Source organism: Pseudomonas lundensis, assembly GCF_015377145.2.
GTDB classification, from domain to species: domain Bacteria; phylum Pseudomonadota; class Gammaproteobacteria; order Pseudomonadales; family Pseudomonadaceae; genus Aquipseudomonas; species Aquipseudomonas lundensis.
In genome coordinates this window covers 2,030,664-2,053,730 of record NZ_CP062158.2, presented here as the reverse complement: position 1 = coordinate 2,053,730, position 23,067 = coordinate 2,030,664, and the positions used below count along the sequence as shown (strand labels likewise).

Genomic DNA, 23,067 nt, shown 5'->3' with positions numbered 1-23,067 from the left:
GGTGATGGTTAGCGCTGAACCTCAACGCACGTGCATAAGGTGCCGTCACACCCGCTCGGCCTGCCCTGCCAGCAATTGCTCCAGTCGGTTCAGCAATGGCGCCTGACGCAACACCTCGTAATGCCCGCCCTTGAGCACGCTGTGACTGGCGCCCGGTCCCACTTGCGCCCCATGCACGCGGCGCTCGTCGTCGCGCCCGGCCACCCACCAGTGGTGCGCCTGAACCCGGGTTGCAGGCAGCATCGGCTGCTGCAAAGCCAACTGTTTGAGGCGCGCGCCCACGGCAAAGATGTGACTCAGCTCCGCCGACCCGAGCAGCCCGTGCTCGCCCAACCCGGCACGCGGCTCGGCCATGGCGGCGGCAATCACCTGCTCGGCGCTGCGCCCCTGATCCTCCATCAATGCGCACGCGTCGTGCTCGGACAGCCCCAGCACAAAGCGCAAGAAATCCTGCAAGTCTTCACGCCCGTCACTGGCCTCGGCCGTCCCCGCCACGTAGGTGTCCACCAGCCCGGCAAACGCCACCTGCTGACCTTGCGCCTCCAGCGCCTGGGCCACCAGCAAGGTCAACGCCCCGCCCAATGACCAGCCCAGCAGGTGATACGGGCCGTCAGCCTGTTGCTGACGGATACGTCCGGCATACGCCTGCGCCATGCTATGCAACGAGGTGTCTTGCCATTCAGGGTCGAGCAACATGCGGCACTGCACACCATAAACGCTGCGGCGCCCGTCCAATTTACGGGCCAGCGGCTCGTAGTCGAACACCGTGCCGAACCCCGCGTGCAAACAGAACAACGGCGGCACGTCACCGACGCGGCTATTGAGCGCCAGCAGCGGGTCGGGGGCCTGAGCGAGCGCCACAGGTTCAAAGCCGCTGAGCTCGGCAATGCACGGTTTCTGCATCAGGTCGCGCAGCTTGAGGCTGAAACCCAACTGCGGCTGATTACGCACCCGTGAAATCACTTTCAGCACTTGCAGCGAGTCACCGCCCAGCTCAAAGAAATTGTCGTCGATCCCCACCCGCTCCAGCCCCAACACCTCTTGCCAGATTAGCGCCAACGCCTGTTCCAGCTCAGTGCGCGGCGCCCGGTACGTGCCTTGGGCAAGCTGAGGCTCGGGCAGTGCGCGACGGTCCAGTTTGCCGTTGGCGGACAACGGGAAACGCGCCATCGGCACGATGTGGCTCGGCACCATGTAATCCGGCAGGTGCGCCTGCAATTGCTCTTTGAGTGTGCGTTCCAGCAGGGTGCCGGACGCGACCACGTACCCTGCCAACTGCTTGCCGGTCGGCCCTTCGATCACCTTGACCGCCGCATCCTGCACCCCTTCGCACTGACGCAGACGCGCTTCGATTTCCCCCAGTTCAATGCGGAAGCCGCGGATTTTTACCTGTTGGTCCAGGCGCCCCAGGTAGTCGATCAGGCCGCATTCGCGCTGACGAACCCGGTCCCCGGTGCGGTACATGCGACCGCCCTTGGCATCGAACGGGTCCGGCACAAAGCGCTCGGCACTCAACCCCGGTTGCCCGTGATAGCCACGGGCCAGGCATTCCCCGCCCAAGTACAACTCGCCACTCACACCGGCGGGCAACGGGTTCAAGTCCGCGTCCAGCACATACAGACCGCGCCCGGCGACACCCCGACCAATCGGCGCATAGGCCGCTTCACAGCAGTCCGTCACCTCGGCCCGCCACAACAGCGGCGTGACCACGGTTTCGGTCGGCCCGTAGCCGTTGACCAGTCGCTGCGGGCGCAGGGCTCGCTTGACCAGCTCAAAGCTGGCATCCGGCACCGCGTCGCCACCAAAACAATAGGTGTGCACGGGCGGTGGGTTGCCTTGGGCCAGCGCGACTTCTGCCAGCTGTTGCAGGTAAGCGGGCGGGAAGCACGCCACCGTCACGTGTTGTTGGTGCAGCACGTGTAAGGTCTGCTCCGGGGTCCACAGCTGATCGTCGCGGATCACCAGGCTGCCACCGGCCAGCAAGACGCTGAGCCAGCGCTCCTGCGCACCGTCAAACGCGAAGGACATAAAGTGCAGCTCGCGGCTGTCCGGGTTGAGCGCGTACAGGTCGATGATGCCCTGACAGTGCCGCGCAATCGGCTGGCGGGCCACGGCCACGCCTTTGGGCTGGCCGGTCGAACCCGAGGTGTAAATCAGGTACGCCAGATGCCCGCCCAGCGACTCAACCGCCCGTGGCAACGCCACCTGATCGCTCAATTGGTCGAGCAACAGACGCGGGGTGGCGGCATCGAAGGTCACCCGCTGGTCCACATCGCTGTTGCACAGCAACAGGCTGGCCGCTGAATCGGCCAGCATGAAGGTCAGTCGCTCAGCCGGGTAGTCGAGGTCCAGCGGCACATACGCGGCGCCTGCCTTGAGCACGGCCAGGAACGCCACAATCGTTTGTTCCGAACGCGGCAACGCCACCGCCACCCGCGTCTCGGGGCCAATGCCGCGCCCTTGCAAGTGAGCCGCCAGCGCGTCGGCCTGCCGGTCCAGCGCGGCATACGTCAGTTCACGGCCGTCGCAGATCAAGGCCACGGCATCGGGCTGGCGCCGCACTTGCGCCATGAAGCCATGCACCAGGTCCGTCGCAGGGGCCTGCACCTGTGCCTGCTCAATGCGCGCCTGTGGCAAGCCAATGTCGCCAATCCGGCACTGTGCATCCTGCGGTAACTGCGCCAGCAACCCTTCCAACTGGGCGCGAATGGCCTCGACCTGCGGCGCCGTGAAGCGTTCGCGCAAGTACAGGTATTCCACCTCCAGCCCTTGGTCGGTGGCACTGACCATCAAATCCATCGGGAAGTTGGTGACCCCGCCGCTGCCGACTTCGGCAAACCTCAATTCGCCGTCCTGCTCGCCGCGCAGGGCGCGGTCCACTGGGTGGTTTTCAAACACGATGATGCTGTCGAACAGCCCTTGGCCGCCCTGCCCGGCCCAGCGCTGAATATCGGCCAGCGGCGTGTGCTCAACCTCACGGATCGACAGGTTGTAGTCCTGCAACTCGCGCAGCCAGTCGCCCAGCGCCTGTTGCGGATCGAGGGTCTGAATCACCGGCAAGGTGTTGATGAACAGGCCCAGCATGTCCTGCGCGCCTGGCAGTTGGGTCGGGCGCCCTGCCACGGTGGCGCCGAAAGCCACGCTGCGCTGCCCGGTATGACGCTGCAACAGCAGCAGCCAGGCCGCTTGCACCAGCGTGTTCAACGTCACCCGTTGTTGCGTGGCAAACGTGTACAAACGGCGGGTCGCCTCGCTGTCCAGATAGCTGTAAAGCACGCCGTGGCCGCTGCCGCCGGTGTTGGCCGCATTGGCCAGCATCGTCGGCGCTTGCAGCGTCTCCAGGCGTGCGCGCCAGAACCCTTCGGCCAGCGTCACGTCCTGCTGCGCCAGCCAGTGGATGTAATCGGCATAGCGCCCGGTCAGCGCTGGCAAGGTCTGGTGCGCGTACAGGCGCAGCATCTCGCCGAGCAGACGTGACGCGCTCCAGCCGTCCAGCAGCAAGTGATGGTAGGTCCAGATCATCTGGTGCCGGTTATCGCCCAGACGCACCAGGGTGAAACGCATCAAGGGCGGGCAACTGAGGTCGAAGCCACGCGCCTGATCGTCCGCCGCCAAAGCCAACAACGCCGCCTGCGGGTCGGCGTGTTCACGCCAGTCCAGTTCCACAATCGGCACTTGCGCCTGCTGATACACCGCTTGCAGCGGGTTCGCCAGACCGTCGCGCCAGAGGAAGGCCGCACGCAGCACTTCATGGCGCTGCAGCAAGGTGTCCCAGGCGGCGCGGAAACGGTCGACCTGCAACCCTTCAACCGCCACGCTGAGCTGGTTGACGTACAGGTTCAGCTCGGGCGACTCAATGCAGTGGAACAGCATGCCCTGTTGCATCGGCGACAGCGGGTACAGGTCGTCCAGCCCCTCGCGCTCCACCTGCACGGTGGTCGGCACTTGGGCAAAAGGCACGGTGTCGGGAGCGTGCGCGACACGGGGTGCTGCCGCCACGGCCCGTTGTGCCAGCGCACGAATGGTTTGCGCCTCGAACAGTTGTTTCGGGGTGAACGCCAAGCCCAGCGCCCCCGCACGGCTCACGGCCTGCAACGAGATGATCGAATCGCCGCCCAGCTCGAAGAAGTTTTCAGTCACCCCCACGGCTTCCAGCCCCAGCACGTCTTGCCAGACCGCCGCCAGCAGGGCTTCTGCCGGGGTGCCCGGCAAGACCCGTTCCGCCACCTGACGGCTGGCCTCGGGCGCCGGCAGCGCCTGACGGTCCAGTTTGCCGTTGGGGGTCAACGGCAACGCGGCCAGGCACATTAAATGCGCCGGCAGCATGTGCGACGGCAGACGGCTGCGCAGGTGCGCTATCAATGCCTCGCGCAGCGCGCTGTCATCGGCCAGCGGGTCGCGGGGCACGATGTAACCCACCAACTGACGGCTGACCGGACCTTCGCGGTCGACCACAAAGGCTTCGCGCACGCCGTCGTGCTCCAGCAGGCAGGCTTCGATTTCCCCCAGCTCAATGCGGAACCCACGGATTTTCACCTGCTGGTCGATACGGCCCAGGTACTCGACCACCCCGTCCTCGCGCAGCCGCGCCAGATCGCCACTGCGGTACAGGCGCGCGCCTGCCACGAACGGGTCCGGTACAAACCGTTCCGCCGTCAGGTCGGGCCGCTGATGGTAGCCACGCGCAATGCCCTCGCCGCCCATGTACAGCTCGCCCGCCACGCCCACCGGCAAGGGTTGCAACTGACTGTCGAGCACGTAAGCGCTGCGCTGCCCCACCGGACGGCCAATGGGCAAAAACGGCGAGTCAAACTGCGTGCCCGGATACGCGCACCAGATCAACGGTGTGATCACGGTTTCAGTCGGGCCGTAACCGTTGATAATGCGCGGCGGCTGCAACACCCGCTGCACTTCATCGAAGGCATGTTTGGGCATGCCTTCACCGCCCACGGTGTAGGAACGGATCGGTAAGGCACGCCCGGCTTCGCCCAGGTAGTCAGCCATTTGCAGCAAGTAGCTGGGGGTGAAACAGGCAATGGTGATGCCGTGTCGCTCGATCTCTTCGCAGGTGCGTTGCACGCTCCAAAGCTCGTCGTCACGCGGCATCAGCGCCGAGCCGAAGACCAGCGGGGTCAGCCAGCGCTCGTGGGCGCCGTCGAAACTGATGGAGGCAAATTGCAACTCGCGGTCGTGCGGGGTCATGCCGTACAGCGCGCCGATGGACAGGCAATGCATGGCCAGCGGGCCATGGGCGACACTGACGCCTTTCGGACGCCCGGTGGAACCCGAGGTGTAAATCAGGTAAGCGAGGTTCTGCGCGTCGGTCAGGTTGCGCAGGTCGGTGCCCGGCAAATGCGCCACGGCCTCACGGTCCAGTTCCAGCACCGGCACCCCTGCCACCTGTGGCAATGACGGGCGCAGCCACGATTGGGTCAACAGCAGCGCAATGCCGCTGTCCTGCATCAAATACCCCAAACGTTCGGCCGGGTACGCCGGGTCCAGCGGCACGTAAGCGCCCCCGGCCTTGAGGATCGCCAACAGGCCGATAATCATCTGCGGCGAGCGCTCGACGGCCAGCCCCACGCGCACCTCGGGGCCGATACCCAACTCACGCAAGCGATGAGCCAAGCGGTTGGCACGTTGATTGAGGTCGTGATAGCTGAAGGTGGAGTCGGCAAAGATCAGCGCCACCGCCTCGGGGCGAATCGCCGCCTGCGCTTCGATCAACTGATGCACGCATTGCGTGGTCGCTGGCCCCGGTGCCGGGTTCCAGTCATGCAGCAACTGCTGGCGTTCACCTTCGCTCAACCAGGGCAACTCGCCCAGGCGGGCCTGCGGGGCGGCCACCATGGCGTTCAGCAGGCACGCCAAATGCTGGCTCATGCGGGCAATCACCGGGGGCGAGAAGTGGCTGAGCTGGTAACTCCAGGTCAGGCTCAAATGCCCTTCACTCACCGCCGCCAGCGTCAGCGGGTAGTTGGTGCGCTCGTGGTTGTCCGGCAGCGAAAAGCGCAAGCCGTCCGGGGCCCCCTGTTGCAAGGCCTCGGCAATCGGGAAGTTTTCAAACACCAGCAAGCTGTCGAACAGCGGCTCACCCGCCCGCCCGGCCCAGCGCTGCACGTCACTCAACGAGGTGAATTCGTGCTCCCGCAGCTCAAGGTTATGTGCCTGCAAGCGGCCCAGCCACTGCGCCACGCTTTCAGCGGCCTGCGGCTGGCTGATCACCGGCAAGGTATTGATGAACAGCCCGAGCTGATGCTCGGCACCCGGCAAGTCCACCGGGCGCCCCGAGACCGTGGCGCCGAACGCGACCGTTTGCTGGCCGCTGTACCGCTGTAACAGCAGCGCCCACGCGCCTTGAACCAGCGTGTTGAGGGTCATGGCGTGCTGGCGGGCAAATGCGGTAAACGCCGCACTGCTGGCCGCGTCGAAGACCTGACGATGGTCGGCGTATTCATCCGCCTGTGGCGAAGCCGTGTACGCCACGCTCTGGGCCAACAGGGTCGGGTTTTCCAGACCGGCCAGCTGGGTGCGCCAGAACGCCTCATCGGCTGCTGCATCCTGCCTGTGCAGCCAACCGATGTAGTCGGCAAAACGCCCTGAAGGGCTCGCCACAGTGTCCCCGGCATAGCGCTGCAACACTTCGCCCAACAACAGCGCGTTGCTCCAGCCATCCAGCAGCAGGTGATGATGGGTGTAAATCAGTTGCTGACGCTGTTCATCCAGCCGCACCAGCGCCAGACGCAGCAAGGGCGGGTGCGCCGGGTCAAACTGCAACCGCTCGCTGCGCGCCAGCAGTTGCAATTGGCCAGCCTGATCGGCCTGCCCGCGCCAGTCCAGCACGGTCAACGGCAACTCCAGTGTGCGCTGCACCACTTGCACCGGTTGCGCGGCGCCCGGCGGCCAATGGAAGCCGCTGCGCAGAATCGGGTGCGCGTCCAGAGTCGCTTGCCACGCCTGCGCCAGACGCGCCGCGTCCAACCCGGTGGCTTCCACGCTGAGCTGGTTGACATACGCGCCCGCCAGCGGCTCGTACACACTGTGGAACAACAGCCCGCGCTGCATCGGTGACAGCGGATACAGATCCTCGATCTGCCGCGCCGTCACCGGCACGTCATCGAGTTGCGCCTGGGTCAGGTCGGCCAGCGGGAAATCGGCCGGGGTCACACCGCCGTGGCGCGGGTCGATGCAATGCGCCACCACGGCCTGCAGGTTCGATTCGATGGCCGCTGCCAACGCCTGAATATCGGCCTTGTCGAAGCATGCCTGACTGAAGCTGAGGTCCAGTTTCAGCTCCCCGCCAAACACCTGGCCGTCCACCGACAACCAGTTGGCCAAGGGTGAATCCGGGCTTTGCGCTGCGCCGCTGGCCTGACGCGCGGGCACGAACAGGGCGTCGTCGCTGAAGCTCTGGTCGAACTGCCCCAAGTAGTTGAACGTGACCCGCGCGCTCGGCAATGCCGCCAGGCGAGCTTGCACCTCGGCAGGCCCCTGGTAGCGCAGCAGGCCAAACCCCAGCCCTTTGCCGGGAATGTCGCGCAGTTGTTGCTTGATGGCTTTGATCGACGTCGCCAGATCGGTGGCCGGGGTCAACTTGACCGGGAACAGGCTGGTGAACCAGCCCACGGTGCGGGTCAGGTCGATGGCGTCAAACAGGTCTTCACGGCCGTGACCTTCCAGTTGAATCAACGCATGGGCGTCGCCGGTCCAGTCGCACAGGGCGCGCGCCAGCGCAGTGAGCAACAGGTCATTGACCTGGGTGCGGTACGCCGCCGGGGCCTGTTGCAGCAGTTGGCGCGTGCGCTCGCGGTCCAGCCCCAGGCTGACCACCTGACGGTGACGCACGGCCTGGCTGGCGTTCGGGCGAGCGTTGGGCAGCGCAGTGCTGGCGTCTTGCAGGTGCTGTTGCCACCAGTTGCATTCAGCTACCACGGCGTCGCTGTTGGCGTAGGCACCGAGCTGGTTCGCCCAGTCTTGCAAGGCGCTGGTTTTTTCCGGCAACGGCTGGTCGGCATACGCTGCTTGCAAGTCTTCAAGCACAATCCGCCACGACACACCGTCCACCACCAGGTGATGAATCACCAACAGCACGCGTTGCCCGCCATCTGCGTGGTCGATCAACACCGCACGCAACAGCGGACCCTCTTGCAGCGACAGGCTGCGCTGGGCTTCATCGCACAACCCCTGCAATGCCTCATCGCTCTGCACTTGCGCGGTCCACAGCACGTCGGTGGCCGCCGCGCTGTCGAGCGGCACATACCGCGCCGTCCATTGCCCCTCGACCTGACGAAATTGCAGGCGCAGCGCATCGTGGCGGGCCAACACCCGTTGCAGGGCAGTCTGCAACCGCAACAGGTCCAGCGGCTCGCGCACCTCCAGCAACACGGCCTGGTTCCAGTGCTGTGGCTGCACGGTCTGGGTGTCGAAGAACCAACGTTGCACCGGGGTCAGGGCTTGTGTGCCGAGCACCGGCCCTTGGGCGATCTGCGGCACTGCCTGCTGACTGGCCACGGCCGCCAACGCCTGCAAGGTCGGCTGTTGAAACAGGTCGCGCGGCTGTAAACGCAGCCCGGCACGCCGGGCCCGGCTCACGACCTGAATCGAGATGATCGAGTCGCCGCCCAGCTCAAAGAAGTTGTCCTGCCGGCCGACCTGTTCGACCCCCAGCACCTGCTGCCAGATCGCTGCCAGCTGCCGTTCGTGGTCACTGCGTGGCGCTTCAAACACGCGCTGACTGACACTCACCCCAGGCGCAGGCAGCAATTTGCGCTCCAGTTTGCCGTTAGGGCTTAACGGCATCCGCTCAATCACCATCAGGTGCGTCGGCACCATGTAATCGGGCAGGCTCTGCAACAAACGCGCTTTCAAGACGTCGCGCCACGGGCCTTGCGCTTGAACGTCGTGGGCCAATTGCGCGTCGGTCGGCACCAGGTACGCCACCAATTGATTATCCAGCGCCAGCACCACGGCTTCCTGCACCTGCGGGTGTTCGTGCAGGCGCGCTTCGATTTCCCCCAGCTCAATGCGCAGGCCGCGAATTTTCACCTGATGGTCGATGCGGCCGCAGTACTCAATGGCCCCATCGGCGCGATAGCGGGCCAGGTCGCCGGTGCGGTACAAGCGCTCGCCCGTGCCGAACGGATCGACCACAAAGCGCTCGGCCGTCAGCCCCGGACGGGCATGGTAGCCCCGGGCCAGACCGCTGCCAGCCAGGTACAACTCACCGATTGCACCACAGGGTAACGCGTGCAATTCGGGGCTCAGGATATACGTGCGCAGGTTGGCAATCGGGCGACCAATGGGCACGCTGTCGCGGCCTTCTTCGACACAGGTCCAGTGGGTGACGTCGATCGCGGCTTCGGTCGGGCCGTACAGGTTGTACAACGCCGCCTTCGGCAAGCTGCGCAGGGTCTGGCGCTGCAATTCGATCGGCAGCGCTTCACCGCTGCACACAATGCGCCGCAACGAGCTGCACTGGCGGGCCTGATCGACACTGATAAACGCTTGCAGCATCGACGGCACAAAGTGCAGCGTGGTGATCGCCTGCTCCACGATCAACGCCGCCAGCTGTTGCGGGTCGCGGTGGACGCCGGGCGCTGCCACCACCAGCGTGGCGCCGTGCATCAGCGGCCAGAAAAACTCCCACACCGACACGTCGAAGCTGAACGGTGTCTTCTGCAACACCCGGTCGGCCGCGCTCAGGTCGTAGGCCTGTTGCATCCATGCCAGACGGTTATAGAGCGCGCCATGGCTATTGCCCGCGCCTTTGGGGCGCCCGGTGGAGCCGGAGGTGTAAATCACGTACGCAAGGTGCTGGTCACAGGCGAGGTTGGGCAGATTGTCGCTGTCGTACCCGGCCAGCCAGGTGTCGCCCGCTTCCAGGCAGATGACCGGTAACGCGTCAGGCAACGGCAAGTCGGCCTGCACATGGGGCTGGGTCAGCAACAGGCTGATAGCACTGTCTTCAAACAGATAGGCCAGGCGCTCAGCCGGGTATTCCGGGTCCAGCGGCACATAGGCGCCGCCGGCCTTGAGAATCGCCAGCAGCCCGATGACCAGTTCCAGCGAGCGTTCGCAGGCCACCCCGACACGCACTTCAGGCCCCACCCCTGCGTCGCGCAGACGCCGGGCCAAACGGTTGGCGCGCTGATTCAACGCGCGGTAGCTCAGGTGCTCATCAGCAAATATCAGCGCACAGGCATCGGGGGTGGCGGCCGCTTGCGCTTCGATGTGCTCCTGCACGCACGCGGGGCCGGGATAGCGGTGTTCGGTGGCATTGAGTTGATAAAGGGTGGATTCAACCTCGGCCGCCGACAGCATCGGCAATTGGCCAATCGCGCACTCGGGATTGGCCACAATGGCCGCCAGCAGGTTGCGCCAATGGGCCGCCATCTGCTCGATACGCGGTGCGTCAAACAGGTCGGTGGCGTAGGTCAGGCTGGCCATCAGGCGCTCGCCTTCCTCATGGGTGTCCAGTTGCAGATCGAATTGAGTGGTGCGGCCTTGCCACTCCACGCTTTCGACCTGCAACCCGGCCAGCATCCCGCTCAGCGCACCGGGTCGGCTTTGCTGGTGGTTGAACATCACTTGAAACAACGGGCTGTGGCTCAGGCTGCGCTCGCCCTGTAGCGCCTGCACCAGACGCTCGAACGGCACCTCCTGATAGGCCTGTGCATCGAGCGAACGGTCGCGGGTCTGCTCCAGCAAGCGGGCAAAGGGCATGCGCCCGTCCAGTTCGGCGCGCAGCACCTGGGTGTTGACGAAAAAACCGATCAACCCACGGGTCTCGGCGCGCGTGCGATTGGCCACCGGCACGCCGATGCGCAGGTCCGGCTGGCCGCTGTAGCGATGCAGCAACGCCTGAAAGCTGGCCAGCAACAGCATGAAGGGGGTCACGCCCCGCTGACGGGCCAATGCCATGAGGTTTTTGGCCAACAGCGGCTCGAGGGTGAAGTCCAGCCGCGCGCCCTGTTGCGTCGGGTGAGCGGGACGCGGGCGATCAGCGCGCAGCTCCAGCACCGGCTGCTCGTCACCCAATTGCGCGCGCCACCAGTCCAGTTGGCGTTCCAGTTCGCCCGCCTCCATCCAGCGCCGCTGCCACCGCGCGTAGTCGGCGTACTGAATCGGCAAGGGTGGCAGGGTCACGGACTGGCCCTGGGCATGGGCGGCGTACAGCTGCGAAAACTCATCGACCAACACGCCCATCGACCAACCATCGGCCACGATGTGGTGCAGGGTCAGCACCAGTACGTGATCGTCGGTGTCGAGCTGCAACAGGCTGACCCTCAGCAAGGGGCCATGTTGCAGGTCGAACGGCCGGGCGATGTCGTCCTCCAGCAGCGTCAGCGCCTGGTCGAGGCGCTGGTGGTGGGGCAGATCGCGCAAGTCGTGGCGCGCAAGCGTCAGCCAAGGGCCGCTGGCCGCGAGCGGCTGCACCGACGCGGCCACCTTGAAGGTCCGTGACGGGGGTTGGCTGTCGTCGCCAGCGGCCTGCGGGTCTGGCTCGACAAAGACGCTGCGCAAACTGTGATGGCGCTCCAGCAAGGCGTCGAAGCTGCGTTGCAGAGCCTCGATATTCAGCGCGCCGCGCAGGCGCAAGGCCGCCGGAATATGGTAGGCCGCGCTTTGCGGGTCCAGTTGCCACAAAAACCATTGCCGTTGCTGCGCGTACGACAGTTCGCACGGCGCGTCGGCGTTGGCGGTGGGCGGAATAGGCAACTGGCCGAAGCTGACGCCCTGCTCCTGCATTTTTTGCAGGAATTCACGGCGCTGGTGCGGCGCCAGGCTGGCAAAACGGTTGGCAATACGCCACGCGGTAGAATTTTCCATCAGTTGATCTCCATCTCGTCGAGCAGCGACTCAAGTGCGCTCAGACGACCATCGTTATCCGCAGGCGTGTGTGCTTGTGCCACGGCGGCATAGGCTTGCAGGTCGGGCGCTTCGAACAGCGCACGCAGCGCCAGCTCGATGCCCAGCTCCAGCTCGACCCGGGCACTGGCCTGGGCCGCCAGCAATGAGTGCCCGCCCAATTCAAAGAAATTGTCATGTCGACCCACACGCTCCACGTCCAGCACGCTGGCCCAGATCGCCGCAAGCTGCGTTTCCAGCGTCCCGACCGGGGCGCTGTAAGGGCGCTGCCAGCCTTCGGCATCGGCATCCGGCTGCGGCAAGGCCTTGCGGTCCAGCTTGCCGTTGCCGGTCAGGGGCAGCGCATCCAGCAGCCGCCAGTGGCTGGGCACCATGTAGTCCGGCAGGTCGACCTTGAGCGCCGCGCGCAAATGTTCGCGCCAGGCCAGCGGATCGGTCGGGGTATCGATTGCCACCACGTACGCGCACAGTTGTGGACCTTGGGCGCTCGCATGCACCGTCAGCACGGCCTCCGCGACCCCCGGTTGCTGCTTGAGGCAGGCCTCGATTTCCCCCAGCTCGATGCGGAAACCGCGAATCTTCACTTGCTGGTCGATGCGGCCCAGGTAGTCGATGTTGCCGTCTGCCCGCTGACGCGCTAGGTCGCCGCTGCGGTAAAGGCGTTCCCCCGGCGCAAACGGGCTGGGCACAAAGCGTTCGGCGCTGAGCCCGGCGCGGCCGTGATAGCCCCGCGCCAGCCCTTGACCGGCGATGTACAGCTCGCCCGCGCACCCCGGCGCCACGGGCTGCAACTGGCTGTCGAGCAAGTACCAGCTCAAGTCACTGAGCGGGCGGCCAATCGGGCTCTGCACGTTGGCCTGCAGATCGGCCGGGCTGAGCGCGCGAAAGGTCACATGCACCGTGGTCTCGGTGATGCCGTACATATTGACCAGCGTCGTGGCGCGGTCGCCAAAGCGCTCGTACCACGGCCGCAGACTCGCCACCTCCAGCGCTTCGCCGCCGAAGATCACCCAGCGCAATGCCAGCGCTTGCGGGCTTTGGCACGCCACCGGCATCAATTGCCGGAAAGCGGTCGGGGTCTGGTTGAGCACCGTGACGCCTTCATCACACAGCAGTTGATGGAACGCGTGCGGCTCGCGGCTGATGAAATACGGCACGATCACCAGGCGCCCCCCGCTGCACAGGGCGCCAAACAGCTCCCACACCGAGAAGTCGAACGCGTAGGAATGGAACAGCGTCCACACGTCGTGCTGATCGAAACCGAACGACTGTTGCGTGGCACTCAACAAGCGGGTGACGTTGGCATGGCTGAGCAAGGCGCCCTTTGGCCGCCCGGTGGAGCCCGAGGTGTAAATCACATAAGCCAGGTTGTCCGGTCGGGTCAGGTTCGCCAGGTTCTCGGCACTGAACGTGTCCAGCGTCAGGTGCTCCAGGCACAGGGTTTGAACCCCGACGTGGGGCGGCAGACTTTCAAGCAAGTGCTCCTGGGTCAGCAGAAGGCGGATGCCGCTGTCACCGATCATGTAGCTCAAGCGTTCGGCCGGGTAGTGCGGGTCCAGTGGCACATAAGCGCCCCCTGCCTTGAGGATGGCCAGCACGCCCACCACCAGCGGTATTGCACGTTCCGTGGCAATCCCTACCCGCACTTCCGGGCCGACGCCCAGTTCGCGCAGCTTGCGCGCCAGTCGATTGGCGCGTGCATTGAGCTCGCCGTAATCCAGCGATTGCTCGCCACAGCGCACTGCCACCGCCTGCGGCTGCGCCGCGGCCTGTGCTTCAAACAGCTGATGCAAGGCAGGTGCTACGGGCTGAACCTCGACCTGCGGGTTCCACTGCCGGATCAGCGCCTGTTGCTCGGCGGGGGCCATCATCTCAAGCGCCGCAATCCGTTGTTGTGGTTCACGCACCACGGCGCGCAGCAGGTTCAACCAGTGCTGCGCCAGGCGTTCGACGGTGGCGGCGTCGTACACGTCGCTGGCGTAGGTCAGGCTGGCGTGCAAGTGCTCGCCCTGCTCTTCGGTGTCCAGCGCCAGATCGAACTGCGCCGTGTGCTGTTGCCACGCCATGCGCCGGATGACCAGCCCCGGCAGGCTGCGCTCGACGCTCTCGCCGATCGGCCGCTGGTGGTTGAACAGCACTTGGAACAACGGGCTGTGGCTCAGACTGCGCTCAGGTTGCAGCGCTTCCACCAGTTGCTCGAACGGCAATTCTTGATGAGCCTGCGCCCACAACGCGGTGTTCTTGACCTGTTGCAGCAGGCTGGCAAATGTCTGCTGGCCGTCAATCTCGGCGCGCAACACGTGGGTGTTGATGAAGAAACCGATCAGGCCTTCCGTTTCGAGGTGGCTACGCCCGGCACTGGGCACACCGACGTTGATCGCCGACTGACCGCTGTAGCGGTGCAGCACGGTCTGGAAACTGGCCAGCAGCACCATGAACAGGGTCACGTGGTGTTGCTGCGCCAACTGCCGCAAACCGGCCGCCAGTTCGGGCTCGACTACCAGCTCCAGGCGCGCCCCGCGTTCGCTGCGTATCGCCGGGCGAGTCAGTTCGCTGGGCAGTTCAAGCGGCGGATGCTGTTGGCCCAAATGGGCCTTCCAGGCACTCAACTGACGCTCGCCCTCACCGGCCTGCAACCTGTCCCGTTGCCAGACCGCAAAATCGGCGTAACTGACGGCCAGGGCCGGCAGCTCGGGCGCCTGCCCCAGCACATGAGCCTGATACAGGGCGCTGAACTCATCGACCATGATTTGCATCGACCAGCCGTCGGCCGCGATGTGGTGCACCGTCAGCACCAACACGTGCTCATCGGCCCCGACGGTGAGCAGCAATACACGCAGCAGCGGGCCGTGACGCAGGTCGAAGGGTTGACGCATCGCCTCGGCGACCCGTGCTTGAATTTCGGTCTGCGTCGGTGCCACCAGCGTCAGCTCGCGCAGGTCCAACGGCAGGCTGGCGTGCACGACGCCACGCGCCTGTTCGCCGTCCTGAACAAAGGTGGTGCGCAAGGTGGCGTGCCGCGCTTGCAGGTCATTGAAACTGCGCACCAAGGCATCGCGATTGAGCGTGCCCGTGAGCCGCAGCGCAGCCGGGATGGTGTAAGCGGCGCTGTCCGGGTCCAGTTGCCAGAGAATCCACTGCCGTTGCTGTGCGTACGACAGCACCCCCGCCTGCCCTTGCGCCATCGGCTTCAAGGTCGGGGCACTGAGCGTTGGCGGCTGCGCCTGGCAACGGGCGGCAAACTCGCTGAGCACGCTGGTTTCAAACAGGCTGCTGAGGGGCAGTTCAATCATCAACTGCTGACGCACGCGGGACACCACTTGCGCCACCAGCAGCGAATGGCCGCCCAATTCGAAGAAGTTGTCGTCGCGGCTGACGGCATCCAGTTTGAGGACTTCCTGCCAGATCGCCGCAATACGCGACTCAATGCCTGCATGGGGCGCCACCAGCTCGCGCTGCCAGTCGGCCGCTTGCGCCTGCGGCAAGGCCTTGCGGTCCACCTTGCCGTTGGCATTGAGCGGCAAGTGGTCCAGAGGCAGCCATTGCAACGGCACCATGTAGTCGGGCAACTGCGCCTTGAGCGCGGTTTTCAGTTGTTCACGCAGCGTTGACCACTGCGGCGCCGACGGTTGCGCCACGATAAACGCCACCAGCGCCTTGCCGGTCGGGCCGTCCTGCACCACCACGGCCACTTCACGCACATCGTTCACGTCGCGCAAGCGTGATTCAATTTCCCCCAGCTCAATGCGGAACCCGCGCACTTTCACCTGCTGGTCGATCCGGCCCACGTATTCCAGCTGACCGTCAGCGCGGCGGCGCGCCAGATCGCCGGTGCGGTACAAGCGCTCCCCCGCTTGCCGGGCGTAAGGATTGGGCAGGAACACACTGGCGGTGCGCAACGGATCACCAAAATACCCGCGCCCCACGCCGGTGCCGGCCACGTACAGTTCGCCCACCACTCCGGTGGGCACAGGCTGCAAGCCGCCGTCGAGGACGTACAGGCGATTGTTGTCGGTGGCCAGGCCAATCGGCAGGTACGCGCTGTCGGCCGACGCTGCGTCGACCCGGAACAGCGCCACGTCGTCCGAGCACTCTGCCGGGCCGTAGGCATTGACCAGACCGATGTCGGGGTATCGCTGCAACCAGCGCCGCGCCAGTTCGGGCGGCATGGCTTCACCGGTCGGCAGCATCCAGCGCAGGCCAGACAGTTGACCAAGGGGTTCATCCAGCAGGCTCTGGATCAGCGACGGCACGCTCTCTAGCACGCTGATGCCGCGTGCAGCGACGTGGCCCAGCAACGCGGCCGGATCATGGGCGATGGCGCTCGGCACGATGTCCACCTGTGCGCCAAACAACGGCGCCGCGAGGAATTGCCACACTGAAATATCGAAACTCTGGGACGCGGTCTGGGCAATCACCGCGTCACGGCCCAGGTCGAGGTAAGGCCGTTTGCTCAACTGGTTGTTGAGCATCCCGGCCTGCGCGACCATGACCCCTTTTGGCGTCCCGGTGGAGCCCGAGGTGAAGATCACGTAGGCCAAATGGTCAGGTCCGGTGTAGACCCCCGGCCGCGCGCTGGAGAAGTCCTGGGCCTGCACGTCCTCCCACACCACCAGGCGCGGCCGTTGCGCCGGGGCTAATTGCGCCAGCAAGGCACGGGCCTGATCGCCACACGCCGCGCTGGCTACCAGCACGGGCACTTGCCCCAGTTGCAGCAAATCGAGCAAACGCCGGGCGGGCAATTGCGGGTCCAGCGGCAAATAGGCTGCACCGGCCTTGAAGCTGCCGAGCATCATGCCCAACAGCGCCAGGCTGCGCTCGGCCAGCAGCGCCACCGGCTGATCGACCCCCACACCCGCCGCCCTCAAGGCATGGCCGAGGCGGTTGGCGCGGGTTTCCAGCTCGCGGTACGTCCAGCGCTGATCGAGGCATGTCGCCACCACCTGCTCCGGGTGCGCGTCGTGCTGCGCTTCAAACAGGCGCACATAACCGTCGGCCAGCGGGTAGTCGCGGTCGGTGTGATTGCCCGCCTGCAACAGGTGCTCGCGCTCGGCGGCGTCGACCACCGGCAACTCCGCGAACGGCCCGTCTGCATGCTCGCCAATGGCCAGCAGCAGGCGTTTGAAATCGGCCAGCAAACGCTCGGCGGTGGCGTCGTCGAAGAAGCGCGTGTCGTAAGACAAGTGCAGGCCGAGCGCGTCGCCGGGGTACACCACCACCGTCATCGGGTAGTTGGTGTGGGTGCGCGCGCTGTCGGATCGGGCGCTGATGTGCTCGGCCCCCGTGACCACGGCACTTTCCACCGGCGCGTTTTCGTAGACAAACAGGCTGTCGAAAATCGACTGGCCTTTGTCCAGCGCACTGCACGCCTGAATCTTCAACAGCGGCAGGTGCTCGTGCTCACGCAGCGCCAGGTTGTGCTCGAACAAGCGTTGCAGCCACGCCTTGACGCTGACGTCCTGCCCGGCACGCGGCAGTTGCAGGCGCAACGGAATGCTGTTGATGAACAGGCCCACGGTGTCCTGCATCTCGGGGCGATTGACCGGGCGACCGGCGACGGTCACGCCAAACAGCACCTCATCGAGGCCACTGTAGCGCTGCAAGACCAACGCCCAGGCCGCTTGGGTCAGGGTGTTGACGGTGAGCTGGAAACGCTGCGCCAACTCGCGCAAGGCGCGGCCCTGACTGACCTGCAGATCGGCATACACATCGCCGATCACCGAGAAGCCGCCCTGACGCCGCAAGGCGCGGTCAAACGGCAACGGGGTGGGTTGCTCAAAGCCCGCCAGCTCCCGGGTCCAGGCGGCTAGCGCCTCGCGCTCGCCCTGTTCTTGCAGCCACTGGATAAAGTCGCGGTAACGGGCCGCGGGCGGCAGGCTGCGTTGACCGCTGTAAAGGGCGAAGAAATCTTGCAGCAACAGCGAACGGCACCAGGCATCGATCAGGATGTGGTGGTTACTGAGGATGAACCAGTAATGCCCGGCGCTGCGACGAATCAGGCGCAGGCTGAAAGGCGGTGTGTTGAGCAGGTCAAACCCTTCGGCGCGGTCTTGCGCCAGCAACGCTTGCAACGCCGCTTCGTGTTCAGCCTCGGGGCGATCGCTCCAGTCATGCACCTGCACCTTGGGCGCTGCGTCGCGGTGGATGATTTGCAGCATGTTGCCGTCATCGTCGAGGCTGAACGACGCCCGTAATGCATCGTGACGCTGTACCACGGCGTGCCAGGCCGCCGTAAAGCGTGGCAGGTCGATGTCACTGTCGATGATGTAACGGTCTTGCATGAAATAAATGCCCGACCCCGGTTCCAGCAAGGTGTGCACCAGCAACCCCTGCTGCATCGGCGACAGCGGGTAGATGTCTTCAATGGCGCCGGGCGCCACCTTGAGGGTATCCAGTTGCTGCTGGGTAAGGCGCGCCAACGGGAAGTCCGACGGCGTCATGCCGCCGGTTTCGTGGGTCACGCAGTGCTCGATCAACGCCGACAGTTCGCGCTGGTAGTCGTCCATCAAGGCGTGAATGGTTGCCGGTTCGAACATCTCGGTGCTGAAGGTCCATTGCAGGTTCAGCTCGCCGCCATACACCTGCCCTTCGATGCTCAGCCAGTTGGCCAGCGGCGCCTGTTCATCCTGCGCCTGACCGGCGCTTTCGGCCGCCGGGACGAACAGCGCCTGATCGTCGAACTGGCGATCGAACTGGCCCAGGTAGTTGAAGGTGATACGCGGGGTGGCCAGCGCGGCCAGTTGCGCACCCGCCTCGCTGCCGGCCAGATAGCGCAGCAGTCCATAACCGACGCCTTTGTCCGGGACGCTGCGCAATTGTTCCTTGATGGCCTTGATCGACTCGCCCATGCCCACGGCTGGCGTCAGTTGCACCGGGAACAGGCTGGTGAACCAGCCCACGGTGCGCGACAGGTCGAGACCGTCGAACAGCTCTTCGCGACCGTGGCCTTCAAGCTGAATCAGGCTGCTGGTGTGACCGCTCCAGCGGCAGATCACCCGCGCCAGCGCCGTGAGCAACAGGTCATTGACCTGCGTGCGGTAGGTCGCGGGCGCCACTTGCAGCAATTGCCGGGTACGTTCGGCGTCCAGGCTGAACGCGCGTGTTTGCCCGTGACGGTTCTGCAACCCGCCCCCGGCACGGTCGCAAGGCAATTCACTGCTGGCCCCGCTCAGGTGAGCGTGCCAGTACGCCAATTCCGGCAAACGCGCCTGCGCGGCGGCCTGCAAGTGCGCGGTCCAGGCCTGATAGGCACTGGTTTTGGCCTGCGGCGCCTGCGTCGGCTGCGCATAGAACTGTTGCAAGTCCTCCAGCAGCACCCGCCACGACACGCCATCCACGGCCAGATGGTGCACCACCAGCAGCACGCGCTGGCTGTGGTCGGCCATGTCGATCAGCACCGCACGCACCAGCGGCCCTGCTTGCAGATCAAGGCTGCGCTGAGCCAGTTCGCACACGCGGTTGAGTTCATCCTCCGACGCCGCCTGTTGCTGCCACAACACCGGCTCGGCCGACTGTTCGCCATAGGCCTGCTGCCACTGGCCATCGCGCTGTTCAAAACGCAGGCGCAGGGCATCGTGATGGGTCAGCAGTTGCCGCAGCGCCTGCTCCAGCGGCGCGGCCTCGACCGGCTGACGCGGGTGCAACAGCAATGATTGATTCCAGTGATGGCGTGACGGCATCGGCTGTTCGAAGAACCCGTGCTGCACGGGCGCCAAGGCCACCGGGCCGTGGGCAATGCCCTGATCGAGGGCGGTGTGTGTGCTCAGTTCGGCCACCCGCGCCAGACTGCGGATGGTCTGATGCTGGAACAGGTCACGGGGACTGAAGGCGATGCCTGCCTGACGCGCCCGGCTGACCACTTGAATGGAGATGATCGAGTCGCCGCCCAGCGCGAAGAAATTGTCGTCCACGCCGATGTGCGCCACGCCCAGCACCGCCTGCCAGATCTCAGCCAGACGCTGTTCCCGTTCCGTGGCAGGCGCGCTGTAAACCTGCTGCGCTGACGCCGGGTCGGGGCGCGGCAAGGCCTTGCGCTCCAGCTTGCCGTTGGGCGACAGCGGCAGGTGCTCAAGGCTGATCCAGTGGCCAGGCACCATGTACTCCGGCAAGCCGCGCAGCAGGTGGGCCGTCAGCGCAGCCTGCCAGTCGCCAGCGCTGGCCGGGTCTTGCAGGACCACGTAGGCCACCAGTTGCTTGCCGTCGAGCACCAGCACCACGGCTTCACGCACGTCAGCGTGTTCGGCCAGGCGCGCTTCGATTTCCCCCAGTTCAATGCGCAGCCCGCGCAGTTTGACCTGATGGTCGAGACGGCCCAGGTATTCGATCACCCCGTCCACGCGCTGGCGTACCCGGTCGCCGGTGCGGTACAGGCGCTGGCCGTCATGGAACGGGCACGGCACAAAGCGTTCGGCGGTCAGCCCCGGACGTCGATGGTAGTGACGGGCCAGACCGGCGCCTCCCAGATACAGCTCGCCCGCCACACCCACTGCCACCGGCGACAGGTCAGCGTCGAGCACCACGGTGCGCAGGTTGGCAATGGGCAGGCCAATGGGCACGCTGGCTGCGCCTTCATCGACACAGGTCCAGTGCGTGACGTCGATGGCGGCTTCAGTCGGGCCATACAAGTTGTACAGCTCGGCACCCGGCAGCTTGGCAAACACCTGCTGCTGAGCGTCCACCGGCAAGGCTTCACCGCTGCACACAATGCGGCGCAGGCTGGTGCAGTGCTGCACACCGGTTTCGTGGATAAAGGCTTGCAGCATCGACGGCACGAAATGCAGGGTGCTGACCTGATGCTGGCGGATGGTGTCGATCAGGCGCAGCGGCTCGCGGTGTTCACCGGGCTGCGCCACCACCAGCCGTGCCCCGGCGAGCAGTGGCCAGAAAAACTCCCACACTGACACGTCAAAGCTGAACGGGGTTTTTTGCAGCACCGTGTCGTGGGCATCCAGGCCATACGCCTGCTGCATCCAGCACAACCGGTTGACCAGCGCCGCATGGGTGTTGCCCGCGCCTTTCGGGCGGCCGGTCGAACCCGAGGTGTAAATCACATAGGCCAGTTGCTGCGCGTCATGGCTGAGGTTCAGGTTGCTGTCGTCATAGCCATGCAGCGCTTGGGCGGGGTCATCGAGGGCGATGATCCGGATGTCGGCCGCGGGCAGACCGGCCACAAGCGCCTGCTGGGTGAGCAACAGGTCGATGCCGCTGTCCTCGATCATATAGGCCAGCCGCTCTTGCGGGTATTCAGGGTCCAGCGGCACGTAGGCGCCGCCCGCCTTGAGGATGGCCAGCAGGCCGATCACCATCTCCAGCGAACGTTCGAGCGCGATGCCCACCAGCACATCCGGGCCCACGCCCTGTTCGCGCAGGTGCCGTGCCAACTGATTGGCGCGGGCATTGAGCTGCGCATAACTGAGCGCCTGCTCCCCGAACACCAGTGCGCAGGCTTGCGGGGTGCGCGCCACCTGCGCTTGGAGCAAATGATGCACGCTGCGATCGGACGGGTACGCGGCGGCCGTGTGGTTCCATTCGTAAACCTGCGTGTGCAATTCGCTGGCATCGAGCATCGGCAACTCGCCGATCCGGCACTCGGTATTGGCCACCAGCGCCCGCAGCAGGTTGCTCCAGTGGCGCGCCATGCGGGTGATGGTCGCGGCGTCGAACAGATCGTTGGCATAGGTCAGCGCTGCGTTGAGGCGCCCGCCTTTTTCCCAGGTGTCCAGGCTCAGGTCGAACTGAGTGGTGCGCGCTTCCCATTCGATCAGGCCCAGTTCCAGGCCCGAGGCCGTCTTGACCGTTTCAAGGTCCGCCACCTGCGACTGGTGGTTGTACATCACCTGGAACAGCGGGTTATGGCTCAGGTTGCGCTCCAGCTTGAACGCCTCGACCAATTGCTCGAACGGCAGCTCCTGATGGGCCTGGGCGCCGAGGGCGGTTTCCTTGACCGTACGCAGCAAGTCCGCCACCGGGGTCTGGGCAGTCAGTTCGCAGCGCAACACCTGGGTGTTCACGAAAAAGCCGATCAGCCCTTCGACCTCACGCCGGTTGCGGTTGGCGATCGGCACGCCGACACGCACATCGGTCTGGCCGCTGTAGCGGTGCAACAGAATGTTGAACGCCGCCAGCAACAGCATGAACAGCGTGACCGAGTGGCGTTGCGCCAATGTGCGCAACTGCTCCACCAGTGCAGGATCGAGCGCGAATTCATGGCGGGTGCCGCGATAGCTTGGCATCGCCGGGCGCGGGTAATCGGTGGGCAACGCGATGACCGGGTGTTCGTCGCCCAGCCTGTCGCGCCAATACGTCAGCTGCCGCGCCTGCTCGCCAGCCTCCAGCCAGCGGCGCTGCCACAGCGCATAGTCGCGGTATTGAATCGGCAGTTCGGGCAGTTGTGGCGACTGACCGCGCTCAAAGGCGTCATAACCGCGCATGAATTCGTCGATCAGCACATTCATCGACCAGCCGTCAGACACGATGTGGTGCAAGGTCAGCAGCAGGACGTGTTCATCGTCAGCCAGTTTCAGCAACAGGATGCGCAACAGGGGGCCATTGGCCAGATCGAAGGGCAACAGCGACTGGCGCTGCGCTTGGGCAGCCACCGCCTGATCGCGCGCTACGGCAGGCAGCAGGGTGAAATCCATCGACTCGACCGCCAACGGCTGGCTCAAGGCCACTTGCTCGAGGCTGTCATCGGCGTTCTGGCGAAACACCGTGCGCAGGGTTTCGTGGCGCTGCACCACATGGGCGAACGCCTGCTCCAGCGCCGCGACGTTCAACTCACCCTTGAGGCGCACCGCGCCCGGCAAGTTGTACGCGCCGCTGTGCGGGTCCAGTTGCCACAAAAACCACATGCGCCGCTGTGCGTAGGACAGTGCGTGGCGGTCGTCTTGCGCCACCTCTTTCGGAATCGGGAACTGAGAAAAGTCGATCCCTTCCCCGCGCAACCCGTCGAGGAATAACCGGCGTTTTTCCAGCGGCAATTCGATGAACCGGCGGGCAAGTTTGAGGGACTTCTCAGCATTCATCTGGCTTCTTCCGTACGTATTGGCTATCGAGCATTGGCTCGGCTATCCCTACGGAACGGATGAACGCGGCACAAAATTAACCTGCGCCCGCAGGCCGGGGGTCGCAGGTTTCGGGGTGGCCGTACCGGGGTAAATACCGGCGGCACTCACTCGTTATCCAGCATGACTCCCACTG

At 65.2% G+C, this 23,067-nt stretch carries 2 protein-coding genes; both read right to left on the bottom strand.

What is annotated here, in order from left to right:
• Window positions 1-45: 45 nt before the first annotated feature.
• Window positions 46-11,829 carry a non-ribosomal peptide synthase/polyketide synthase gene (locus IF654_RS09690; protein WP_194862515.1) on the bottom strand — a complete coding sequence of 3,928 codons (11,784 nt, stop codon included), beginning with the start codon at window positions 11,827-11,829 and terminating at the stop codon, window positions 46-48.
• Window positions 11,829-22,892, bottom strand: coding sequence for a non-ribosomal peptide synthase/polyketide synthase (locus IF654_RS09685; protein ID WP_194862516.1), 11,064 nt, complete (start codon window positions 22,890-22,892; stop codon window positions 11,829-11,831). The genes IF654_RS09690 and IF654_RS09685 overlap by 1 nt, the downstream gene beginning before the upstream one ends.
• Between the last annotated feature and the right edge of the window lie 175 nt (window positions 22,893-23,067).

What these genes read in the sequence shown, in the direction of transcription:
- IF654_RS09690 (WP_194862515.1), bottom strand. Translation starts at nt 11,829, where the DNA reads ATGGAAAATTCTACCGCGTGGCGTATTGCCAACCGTTTTGCCAGCCTG.
- IF654_RS09685 (WP_194862516.1), bottom strand. Translation starts at nt 22,892, where the DNA reads ATGAATGCTGAGAAGTCCCTCAAACTTGCCCGCCGGTTCATCGAATTG.